Source organism: Sporanaerobium hydrogeniformans, from assembly GCF_002735925.1.
GTDB classification, from domain to species: Bacteria; Bacillota; Clostridia; order Lachnospirales; family Cellulosilyticaceae; genus Sporanaerobium; species Sporanaerobium hydrogeniformans.
Genome location: NZ_PEDL01000042.1, coordinates 1 through 10,440 on the forward strand (window position 1 = coordinate 1; position 10,440 = coordinate 10,440).

Sequence of the window (10,440 nt, forward strand, 5' to 3'; positions counted from 1 at the left end):
CAGTTCGGTCCCTATCCGTCGTGGGCGCAGGAAGTTTGAGAGGAGTTGTCCTTAGTACGAGAGGACCGGGATGAACGGACCACTGGTGCATCTGTTGTCTTACCAAAGGCATAGCAGAGAAGCCAAGTCTGGAAGGGATAAACGCTGAAGGCATCTAAGCGTGAAGCCCCCCTCAAGATAAGACTTCCCATCCAGAAATGGAGTAAGACCCCTTAGAGACTATGAGGTAGATAGGCTTAGGCTGTAAGTGCAGTAATGCATGTAGGTACTAAGTACTAACGGTTCGAGGGTTTGACCTAACGATAAAAGGTTAAAGGATTGTGTTTAGTTTTGTGAGTATAAAATGTTGACATAAGTCAAACAAAATGTTATACTTACTAAGTAATGAAGAGTAATAAAACTTTTAATTACTACATATAATTTATATGTATTCCTCGATAGCTCAGCGGCAGAGCATCCGGCTGTTAACCGGAGGGTCGTAGGTTCGAACCCTACTCGGGGAGTTTATTAAGGCCCATTGGTCAAGCGGTTAAGACACCGCCCTTTCACGGCGGTAACAGGAGTTCGATTCTCCTATGGGTCATTTGTTGGTGACGATACGATTTAGGGAAACACCCGTTCCCATACCGAACACGACGGTTAAGACTAAATCGGCTGATGGTACTTGTCTGGAGACGGACTGGGAGAGTAAGTGGTTGCCAGCTTAATAGGGCGACATAGCCAAGTGGTAAGGCAGAGGTCTGCAACACCTTCATCACCAGTTCAAATCTGGTTGTCGCCTTTAAAAAGGAACTTAGATAGTCTAAGTTCCTTTTTTGTATGTAATAAAATATAATTTCTTAGATAGTTAAAGACAATTTCATAGAAGTAACTACAGAAAAACAAAAAAGACAACCTAAATTTACAGAAAGCTTTAGGTTGTCATAAAATAGAGATGTTACATAATTACAATAAAGAACTAAGATTTATAATTAGAAAGTTCTTTCTTGAAGTAATCAGTAAGGCTTTGGAAATCTTGAATATTATAAATGAGTTTATTAATTTCAGTAGTGTATTTGGTAACATTAGCGCTTACCTCTTCAGAGGAAGCAGAGTTTTCTTCTGCAATAGCAGCTAAAGATTGAACATTGATAAAAGCTTTGGAAATATCATCTGCATCATTTTTTAGAGCTACAATAGTTTCTATCATTGATTTAGAAACTTTTTGAATAGCTTCATTTGCTTCAAAACTAATGGATTTAACCAAATCAAAACTTTGAGTTTCTGATTCAAGAGAGTAATATTCTTTTTGAAGTAATTTAACGAAACTGTTTATCTCTTCTAGAAATTGATCAAGATTACTATTAATATCATTAACAGCCACTTTACTCTGTTCTGCAAGTTTACGAATAGCTTCTGCTACAACAGCAAATCCTCGCCCTTCTTCACCTGCACGTGCAGCTTCAATAGAGGCATTAAGAGCCAGTAAATTGGTTTGTTCTGCAATGCTAGATACCATACCAACGATATTTGTAATATTATTAGCTTTTTGGTGAAGTTGTTCACTTTTTTGATTAATTGCAGTAAAGTTGCTAAGAGTGTTTGAAATATTTTGGCTAGAACGATTGACACTTTCATAGCTATTATTAATTTTAGACATAGCAAGTGCTAAATCTTTCTTATTAATATCTTCTGTTTTAACGATATCCCTTAAAATATTAATATTTTCATTTAGGACATTAGCAGCTTCATTGGTATTTTCTGCCTGTGAAATGGCACCTACCGCCACTTGTTCTACTACGTTTGAGATTTCTTCAGAAGTACCTAACATATTGTCAGAAATACCTTGAATTTCCTGAACAAATGTATCCATTTCATCTGTGATACCTTTAAAGCCTACGAAGTCAGATTGTAATCCCTTTTTATAGCTGGTAATTAAATTATGTAATGTTTCAAATAAATCATCACTATGAAGTCCACTATCATAAAGATAATCTTTATTAATTAAACGTTGAAGCTCCATTTTAATAAAATGATAAGGCTTTAGAAGTAGATAAGTGCTGAGGCTAGTTAAGAAGGCACTTATTAATCCCATTTCAATTGCTTGTAGCCAATGGGCAGGACCTAAAGGCCAAAGGAAAGCAAGGGTACTAGTTACGAAAACAAATAAAGCATTTTTTAAGGGAATACTTTTAATAAAACCTAAGGAGAGAAGGCGGTTAAAAAAGTATTTCTTTTCTTCATAAATAGGTTGTGGAAAGCCTAGCTTAACACATAAATAATCTTGACGTTTTTCTACCTCTGTAATTGTTACTTTTTCATTAAAGAAGGACATACAACCGTCTAGTAGGCCATAAAAGTAGTCAAACATTCCCCTGGGAGATTGATAAGTAAATAAAGCCTCTGTTTTAGAAACAGGAGTGATAGAGACAAGGGGAGGTTTAGCACCTTCAAATTTTTTAGTCATAACAACATGTATGTCAAAAAGGGACTTTAAAAAAGAATACATGGTATGATGCTTAAAAAAAGAAGGGAAGGCCGCATGAAAGGCTAAAATATTATCCTTGCCGATAAGATGCCAAAGATCAGAAGGAGGAGTCTTTGATTTTTCAGCTAAGTGAAGTATAAATTGTTTAACTCGTTCATCCTCTACATTTTCAATAGGAGAGAAAATTTTGGGGGTTTGCCAACCTACTTTTTCAAGAGCTTGCTCTACCATTTCTTCTCCGTATAGTTTTTTACAGGTTTTAATCCAAGTTGCTACGACAGTACCTTTCATAAAATCACCATCCAATATATATTTATTAAAACTATTATATAGGGGAATTAAAAGATTGTTAAGTCAAAAATTAAAATAATAACTATTTCTGTTTCAAAAGGCTAATTTTAGAAGAAATCGTTTTATAAGATGACTAATAAAGTAAAAGCTTGCATTATAAAAAATAATTTTAGGAAATCAAGATATTTCTTATAATAATTTTATTTTTAATGTATAATAAATAAAAAAACTGGGTATTAATCAAAGGAGGGTAAAAATGAATTATGTAGTTGGAGATGTAGTACAAATGAAGAAACCACACCCCTGTGGGACGAATGAGTGGGAAGTCTTACGTGTGGGTGTGGACTTCAAATTACGTTGTTTAAATTGCAATCATCTCATCATGCTTCCACGAGAGAAGTTTGAAAAGAGTGTTAAAAAGCTTTTAAGGCATAATGAGACGAAATAAATTTAATTTATGTATTTTTTACCTCAAGTTTTAAGTGAAAACAGCTTGTCTTACTGCAGTTTTTGTGGTATTATTATTAACTGTAATGTATTCCTTGCTCTATATAAATATTAAGGTATAGGGCCAATGTCCAAAAGGAGGTGCTGACATGAGAAATTACGAATTAGCAGTTGTGTTATTCCCAAATTTAGCGGAAGAACAAAAATTAGAAACTCTTGAAAAAGTAAAAGATCTTATCACACGCTTTGGTGGAGAAATCACCAATGTGGATGATTGGGGTAAAAGAAAACTTGCTTATGAAATAAGCAAACAAAGAGAAGGTTTCTACTATTTCATTCAATTCAACGCTGCGACTTCTACACCAGAAGAAATTGAAAGCAGAGTTCGTATTATGGAACCAGTTCTTCGTTATTTAATCGTATCTCTTGAAGATAAATAAGGAAATTTCCTGAAGAAAGGGGCTTAGGCATGAACAAAGTAATATTAATGGGACGTTTAACCAGAGATCCTGAAGTGCGCTATTCACAATCAGCTAACCCTGTTGCAGTAGCACGTTATGGCCTTGCTGTTAGAAGACAATTTGCAAAACAAGGCGAACAAGATGTAGACTTTTTTAATATTGTTGCATTTGGTAAAGCTGGTGAGTTTGCGGAAAAGTATTTTAGAAAAGGGCAAATGGTTGCTGTTGTTGGACGTTTACAAGTAAATACTTGGGAAGACCAACAAAAGGTTAAGCATACGGCTGTTGATGTGGTGGTTGAAGAACAACACTTTGCAGAAAGTAGATCTTCATCAGAGTCTCGTGGTGTAATGGTGGATTCACCAATTAGTGAGCCCGCACCTACTTCCCCTTCAGGTAATTCTATTAGTGGCTTTATGCCAACTCAAATTGAAGAAGATGACGATTTACCATTTAATTTAAGAATGTACAAATAAAATGAAGGAGGGAATAACTATGGCAATGCAAAAAAGACATAACCGCAGAAGACGTAAAATAAATCAATTTGCTGGTGATAATATCAAGAAAATTAATTATAAAGATATTAACACATTAAAGAAATTTATCTCTGAAAGAGGTAAAATTCTTCCTAGAAGAATTACAGGTAACTCTGCGAAAGCACAACGTAAGCTTACAATCGCTATCAAACGTGCTAGACATATCGCACTTTTACCATACACACAAGATTAATTTAAATCAAATAACAACTTAGAGAGAGAAATAAGCACACACAAAATGCACACACCACTGCCTAGCAGTGGCTTTTTTTTATCTATAAAACTTATTTTAAATAACAAAAATAGAGATATAAAAAACTTTTATTAAAGAATAAAGGGAGTTTACGAATGAAAGCCTCTAGTATTAAAAGGTTATTATATGGTATAATAAAAAGACATGAATTTTTATTATACGTATGCTAAAGGAGGGATAACTAGAAATGCAGTTGAGCTCTAAAAATATGATGAAATTATTGAGTATTTTATTAATATATATTGTTTTGGCAAGTTTAGGGACTTATGAATTTTATGGTCTGTTTTTATTTCCACTTCTTTCAGTGCCATTTACAATATGCTTAATTAAAAATACATTACCTAAAGGTGTAGATTTTTTATTCTGCAGTACAGCAGTCATAGGTATTTATATGATAGTGGGAAATATAGAGGCAGTTTTAGTTTTTTTGATTGCCGTATGTATACCTGCCTATGTCATTGCATTTTCTTATAGAAAAGGTATTTCTTTACCCCATATCATTATTTACTTAGCAACAGGAGTAATAGGGGCTATTTTTATTTATGGTATTTTGATGACCTATCTAGGCAGAGATTATGGGACAGCCTTTATTCACGCCATTGATGAGGTAAAGCAAATTTACTTTGATGCTATTGAAAAAGTAAAAGAAACTGTACCAGCCGAATCAATTAATCAGTTAGGAGATATAAAGGGTACAATATCTATGCTCTTAGATTTAATGAAGCAAGTTTATCCAGCATTTCTTCTAGTTATAGGAGTTGTTCTTGCAACTATTAATTTACTTATAGTGCAGCTCGTATTACGCCTTAAAAAAGCAAAAGCTTTCAAATTAGAACAGTTATTAACTTTCAAGCTTTCTAAAATAGTTGTTGTAATCCTTATTTTAGCGATGTTGCTTTCAATAGCTCCTAGTATGGAAGGGGACAGGTTAACAATAGTTGCTGCAAATATAATTGTATTTTTACAAAATATACTGCAGTTAGTGGGAACATTGGCTATTATTTCTATTATTAGTAAAGGCTCCATGAATAAAGGAGTGAAATGGGTACTTTATATCTTAGTATGTATATTATTTATTATTTATCCTAGTATGCTTACTATGTTTGGATGCTTCGATACTATTTTTAACTATAGAAAAACAGATATTATAGTTTAGATTAGGAGAAGAAATCAGAATGAAGAGAAGAAAAGGGAAATTTTCTTATACCACCGATTTATTAAGAATTGCTCAAGTGGGTATAGTACTAGCAATAGGATGTGGCATATTAGCATTATTTACTAAAGTTGGTGCAGCACTTTTAATTGTTCTTTTACTTGTGTTACTTGGTGGAAGTATGTTTTATTCTAAAAGGCTCAGCAGCCTGTTAGAACAAGAAATTGATAAGAAAGTAAATATTCTTACTGATTTAAGAAGTAATTTGTTTGTTCATGCAGACATTCCTGTTGTAATCCTCGAAAATAATGGAATAATCAAATGGGCTAATAATGCATTTAAAAAAATTTGGCAGCAAGAAGAAATAATAGGATTGTCTATTAAGACAGGACTTGAAAATTTAAAAATAAATGAGCTTTTTCAAAAAGAAGGAACAGTAGCTAAAGATATTCATTTACAAGATAAAGATTATCATATTGTAGTAGAGCGTATTGAAAAACAAAGATTAACAGTACTTTACTTTATGGATTACACAGAGAATCTTCTTCTAAAAAAACGTATTAAGCAACAACGCTGCCTGTTAGGCTATCTATGTATTGATAATTATGATGAAATTATGCATAGTATAGAAGAAGTAAGAAGGCCAATGTTTATGGCTATTATTGATCGAAAAATTAACTTATGGTTTAAAGAGCGTGAAGTCATTATATTGCGTTTTGAAAAAGATAAATATTTAATGGTTTTTAATAAAAAAGAGCTTGATACAATGATTGAGCGTAAGTTTGACATCTTAGATGAAGTGAGGCATATTCAAGTAGGGAATGAATTACCAGCGACGATTAGTATTGGTGTAGGTTATAATTTAGAATCACTGACAGCTTCTAGAGAAGAGGCAAGAGCAGCTTTTGATCTTGCTCAAGGACGTGGTGGTGACCAAGCCATTATTAAAAACAATGATAAATATACTTTCTTTGGTGGGAAAAGTAAGGAAGTAGAAAAGAGTGCACGTGTAAAGGTAAGGATAAAAGCCTATGCCTTTAAAGAACTGCTACATGAATGTGATAAAGTTTATATTATGGGACATAAAGGCATCGATATGGATTGCCTAGGAGCAGCTATGGGGGTTTATCGGGCTGCTGCTATTATGGGTAAAAAGGCACATATTGTTTTAGATGAACCCACCTTTGCGATACAAGGTTTATATGATAGAATAATGACATCTAATGAGTATGAAGACTTGTTTATTCCCCGGGAAATAGCGCTAGAGGGGATTAAAAAAGATACATTACTTGTTATTGTAGATGTCCATCGCAGGAGTTACCTTGAGGAAGAGGCACTCTTAGACAAAGCTGAAAAAGTTGTTGTATTTGACCACCATAGAAGAAGCACAGATTTTATAGAAGATGCAGTACTTACTTATTTAGAACCTTATATTTCATCTACCTGTGAAATGATTTCAGAAATACTCGTGTATTTAACGGATAAAATTAAATTAACACCTATTGAGGCAGATGCCTTACTTGCAGGGATAACTATTGATACTAAGAACTTTGCTTTTAAAGCAGGAGTAAGAACTTTTGAAGCTGCAGCTTTTTTAAGACGAAGTGGAGCAGATAGTAGCCGTGTGAGGATGCTTTTCCAAAACGACATGGAAACTTATAGAGCAAGAGCAGCAGCTATTAAAGCAGCGGAAATGTGGGAACACAATATAGCTGTAGCAGAGGTAGATAGTGCAGCACCACATCCACATATTATTGCAGCACAGGTAGCCGATGAACTTTTAAACATAAAAGGTATAGAAGCTTCTTTTGTTATTACAGCCAAGGAAGACTATTGTATGATTAGTGCAAGAGCCTTAGGTGATATGAATGTTCAGCGTATAATGGAGCTTTTAGGAGGAGGTGGCCACTTAGGAGTGGCAGGTGCACAACTTAAGAATGTAACTCCTTACGAGGCTAAATTGGAGCTTCAAGAAGCGATTGATAAATATTATAAGGAAGGTGAAACAAAATGAAAGTTATTTTAACACAAGATGTAAAAAAAGTAGGTAAAAAAGGTGATATGCTAGAAGTAAAAGATGGTTATGCACGTAATGCCCTTTTTCCAAAAGGGTTAGCTGTGGAGGCGAATGCTGTAAATATAAATCAGCGTAAGCTTGAACAACGTGCAGAAGATAAAAGAAAACAACAAGAGCTTGATAATGCTAAAGGTATTGAAGAAAAGCTAAAAGATAAGACAATTAAAATTGGTGTAAAGGTTGGAGAAGGTGGAAAGGTATTTGGATCTGTTACATCAAAAGAAATTGCAGAAGCAATTCAGAAAGAATGTGGTGTAGAAGTTGACAAAAAGAAAATCCAACTAAAGGATGCCATTAAAGGCTTAGGAGGACAAGCTATTTCTATTAAATTGCATCCAGCTGTAACAGCTACAATTACGGTACTTGTTGTAGAAGCTTAGTTTAAAAGGAAGTAAAAGGGGAAGGAAGAGGAATCGTTATGGAAGAAATATCAAACATGAAAATTCCTCCACATAGTATAGAGGCAGAGCAGTCGGTCTTAGGGGCTATTATTATGGACCATGAAGCCGTAGTTGTAGCAAGTGAGATTTTAAAACCTGAAGACTTTTATAGACCTGATCATCAGCAATTATTTGCTGCTATTATGGAACTCTATACAAGTGGTAGTCCAATAGACCTTGTTACAATTCAAAATAAACTGGTACAAAAGGGCATTCTAGAGCAGATAGGGGGGCTTCCTTATATTGCTGAGATTGCCAATATTGTACCTACCTCTGCTCATATTAAGCAATATGCTCAGATTGTAGAAGAAAAGGCTGTTCTTAGAAGGCTTATAAAGGTCAGCCAAGAAATCACTGCAAAAAGCTATGATGGAGATGAAAAGATTGATAATATTATGGGGTATGCTGAAAAGCAGATCTTTGATATTATTCAAAATAAGCATACAGAAGACTTTTCGCATATTAATGAAATTGTTATTGAATCTATTGATAAAATTGAATATGCTCATCAAACAAAGGGTGGGGTTACAGGTATTTCTACAGGATTTATTGATTTAGATTATAAAACAGCTGGATTACAGCCTTCAGACCTTGTTTTGGTAGCAGCAAGACCTTCAATGGGTAAAACAGCTTTTGCACTTAATATTATTCAGGCAGCAGGTGTTAAAGGCGGAAAGAGCGTAGCTGTATTTAGCCTAGAAATGTCAAAGGATCAATTAGTAAGTCGTATGCTCTGTGCAGAGGCTATGGTTGATTCACAAAAGACGCGTACAGGCTCTCTTGAAAAAGAGGATTGGGATAGGCTAGCAAGGGCCATTCCTAATCTAGCTTCGGCTAGCATTTATATTGATGATACACCAGGTATTTCTGTAATGGAAATGCGTGCTAAATGCCGTCGATTAAAGTTAGAAAAAGGTTTAGACCTTATTATGATTGACTACTTGCAGCTTATGAGTGGGAATTCTAAAAGTGACTCAAGGCAACAAGAGATTTCAGAAATTTCACGTTCCCTGAAAGCTTTAGCAAGAGAAATGAATGCACCAGTTATTGCCTTATCACAGCTTTCACGTGCTTGTGAAGCAAGAGCTGACCATAGACCTATGCTTTCTGACTTAAGAGAGTCTGGAGCAATTGAACAGGATGCAGACGTCGTTATGTTTCTTTATCGTGATGAATACTATAATCCAGATACTGAAAAGAAAAATGTAGGTGAAGTGATTATAGCAAAACAACGTAATGGCCCAACAGGTACAGTAGAACTTGTTTGGCTTGGACAGTATACAAAATTTGCTAATATGCAGCATTAGTTAAAAAGCTGTTATAAAACAACTCTTAGTACAAGAAGAAGTAAGCTAGGATTATTTCTTCTAATCAGGAGAGGTTTTATAGCAGCTTTTTATGTAGCAAAAGGTGACAGTTCATAAAAACTGTTTTATAATAAATTTCAAAAAGTATAGGAGGGAGTAGGTGCCATGAAAAAATGTACTTTTGAAAAAATAGTAGAAGAAGATATAGAAAGTGTGAGAGAAATTTATCTCTATTATATTCAAAATTCAACAGCAACTTTTCATAAAAGGGATATTTCTTATCAAGAAATGAAAGAACTTGTTATTTTTAATAATCCTAAGTATGAAAGCTATACTATTTATTATGAAGGAGAACTTTGTGGATATGTGATTTTAACCCAGTACAAAGTAAGAGAAGCCTTTGATCAGAGTGCAGAAATAACTATTTATTTAAAGCAAGGCTTTGAAGGAAAAGGTATTGGAACACAAGCTGTTAACTTTATTGAAGATAGGGCGAGAACAAAAGATCTGCATGTACTCTTAGCTCTTGTATGTGGTGAAAATACAGGGAGCATGGCATTATTTGAGAAGATGGGATATGTAAAATGTGCTCATTATAAAGAAGTGGGTTATAAATTTGGGAGATGGTTAGACTTAGTAGGCTATGAGAAAATTATTTCATGATTCTTAGATTGAATAAATGATATTAAGGGGAATATCTCTGTTATAAATTTCAGTTTATCGAGATGTTTTACAGGTTAGACTACTAAAAGGAAAGGAATAGGGGGTGTTCTCAGGGATCGCAAGTAAGGGAGCTCTTCACCAGCTTCTCGGTCCTCGGATGGGTAAAATCTAAGTTCAGTCCAATAGGCTAACGGTCCTACCTATCACAAGAAAGGCACTTGTGATAACGTCCCTAAAAGCAGCCTATAGGACTTCTCTAAGATTTTACATCCATCCTGTGGAGGAAGCTTGCGAAGAGCTCCCTTACTTGCTAGCCGAAGATTCATCCTGTTCCTATTTTTTTAT

General features: G+C 34.4%; 10 protein-coding genes, 3 tRNA genes and 2 rRNA genes. 14 read left to right on the forward strand and 1 reads right to left on the reverse strand.

The annotated features are described in order from the left end of the window. The 5 genes from CS063_RS17015 to CS063_RS17035 all read left to right on the forward strand — a co-directional run. A 23S ribosomal RNA gene (locus tag CS063_RS17015) occupies positions 1–299 on the forward strand; the annotation flags it as partial. A gap of 132 nt (positions 300–431) precedes the next feature. Continuing rightward, positions 432–503: transfer RNA gene (locus CS063_RS17020), tRNA-Asn, on the forward strand. A gap of 8 nt (positions 504–511) precedes the next feature. Continuing rightward, positions 512–583: transfer RNA gene (locus CS063_RS17025), tRNA-Glu, on the forward strand. A 3-nt stretch (positions 584–586) separates the two neighbouring features. Continuing rightward, positions 587–704: ribosomal RNA gene (gene rrf, locus CS063_RS17030) — 5S ribosomal RNA — on the forward strand. A gap of 6 nt (positions 705–710) precedes the next feature. Continuing rightward, positions 711–781: transfer RNA gene (locus CS063_RS17035), tRNA-Cys, on the forward strand. 177 nt (positions 782–958) lie between these two features. On the opposite strand, the gene CS063_RS17040 is transcribed toward CS063_RS17035, so the two are convergent. Then, on the reverse strand, positions 959–2,758 hold the full coding sequence (locus CS063_RS17040; protein ID WP_099450873.1) for a heme NO-binding domain-containing protein: 1,800 nt from the start codon (positions 2,756–2,758) through the stop codon (positions 959–961). A gap of 256 nt (positions 2,759–3,014) precedes the next feature. Here CS063_RS17040 and CS063_RS17045 point away from each other — a divergent pair, with 256 nt between their 5' ends. The 9 genes from CS063_RS17045 to CS063_RS17085 all read left to right on the forward strand — a co-directional run bounded on the left by CS063_RS17045 (position 3,015) and on the right by CS063_RS17085 (position 10,095). Continuing rightward, on the forward strand, positions 3,015–3,206 hold the full coding sequence (locus CS063_RS17045; protein WP_099450874.1) for a DUF951 domain-containing protein: 192 nt from the start codon (positions 3,015–3,017) through the stop codon (positions 3,204–3,206). A 148-nt stretch (positions 3,207–3,354) separates the two neighbouring features. Then, positions 3,355–3,645, forward strand: a complete 291-nt coding sequence (rpsF, locus tag CS063_RS17050; RefSeq protein ID WP_099450875.1) for a 30S ribosomal protein S6 — start codon at positions 3,355–3,357, stop codon at positions 3,643–3,645. A 29-nt stretch (positions 3,646–3,674) separates the two neighbouring features. Continuing rightward, positions 3,675–4,142, forward strand: a complete 468-nt coding sequence (locus tag CS063_RS17055; RefSeq protein ID WP_099450876.1) for a single-stranded DNA-binding protein — start codon at positions 3,675–3,677, stop codon at positions 4,140–4,142. A gap of 19 nt (positions 4,143–4,161) precedes the next feature. Then, positions 4,162–4,395 (forward strand): 30S ribosomal protein S18, encoded by a 234-nt coding sequence (rpsR, locus tag CS063_RS17060; RefSeq protein ID WP_180270847.1) that lies wholly within the window; start codon positions 4,162–4,164, stop codon positions 4,393–4,395. A gap of 247 nt (positions 4,396–4,642) precedes the next feature. Then, positions 4,643–5,611, forward strand: coding sequence for a DUF2232 domain-containing protein (locus tag CS063_RS17065; RefSeq protein ID WP_099450878.1), 969 nt, complete (start codon positions 4,643–4,645; stop codon positions 5,609–5,611). Positions 5,612–5,630: 19 nt separating this feature from the next. After that, positions 5,631–7,622, forward strand: a complete 1,992-nt coding sequence (locus CS063_RS17070) for a DHH family phosphoesterase (protein ID WP_099450879.1) — start codon at positions 5,631–5,633, stop codon at positions 7,620–7,622. Further along, the gene (rplI, locus tag CS063_RS17075) at positions 7,619–8,065 is read left to right on the forward strand and encodes a 50S ribosomal protein L9 (RefSeq protein WP_099450880.1); all 447 of its coding nucleotides are present in this window, start codon (positions 7,619–7,621) and stop codon (positions 8,063–8,065) included. The genes CS063_RS17070 and rplI overlap by 4 nt, the downstream gene beginning before the upstream one ends. Positions 8,066–8,103: 38 nt before the next feature. Beyond that, entirely contained in the window at positions 8,104–9,432 is a 1,329-nt protein-coding gene (dnaB, locus tag CS063_RS17080; protein WP_099450881.1) for a replicative DNA helicase, read from the forward strand. Between the two features lie 165 nt (positions 9,433–9,597). Then, a complete protein-coding gene (locus tag CS063_RS17085) occupies positions 9,598–10,095 on the forward strand; it encodes a GNAT family N-acetyltransferase (protein ID WP_099450882.1) in 498 nt (165 codons plus the stop codon). Positions 10,096–10,440 lie beyond the last annotated feature (345 nt).

Bases quoted from the DNA above. Each gene is read 5' to 3' on its own strand.
- CS063_RS17040 (WP_099450873.1), bottom strand. From the start codon at position 2,758: ATGAAAGGTACTGTCGTAGCAACTTGGATTAAAACCTGTAAAAAACTA.
- CS063_RS17045 (WP_099450874.1), top strand. From the start codon at position 3,015: ATGAATTATGTAGTTGGAGATGTAGTACAAATGAAGAAACCACACCCC.
- rpsF (WP_099450875.1), top strand. From the start codon at position 3,355: ATGAGAAATTACGAATTAGCAGTTGTGTTATTCCCAAATTTAGCGGAA.
- CS063_RS17055 (WP_099450876.1), top strand. From the start codon at position 3,675: ATGAACAAAGTAATATTAATGGGACGTTTAACCAGAGATCCTGAAGTG.
- rpsR (WP_180270847.1), top strand. From the start codon at position 4,162: ATGGCAATGCAAAAAAGACATAACCGCAGAAGACGTAAAATAAATCAA.
- CS063_RS17065 (WP_099450878.1), top strand. From the start codon at position 4,643: ATGCAGTTGAGCTCTAAAAATATGATGAAATTATTGAGTATTTTATTA.
- CS063_RS17070 (WP_099450879.1), top strand. From the start codon at position 5,631: ATGAAGAGAAGAAAAGGGAAATTTTCTTATACCACCGATTTATTAAGA.
- rplI (WP_099450880.1), top strand. From the start codon at position 7,619: ATGAAAGTTATTTTAACACAAGATGTAAAAAAAGTAGGTAAAAAAGGT.
- dnaB (WP_099450881.1), top strand. From the start codon at position 8,104: ATGGAAGAAATATCAAACATGAAAATTCCTCCACATAGTATAGAGGCA.
- CS063_RS17085 (WP_099450882.1), top strand. From the start codon at position 9,598: ATGAAAAAATGTACTTTTGAAAAAATAGTAGAAGAAGATATAGAAAGT.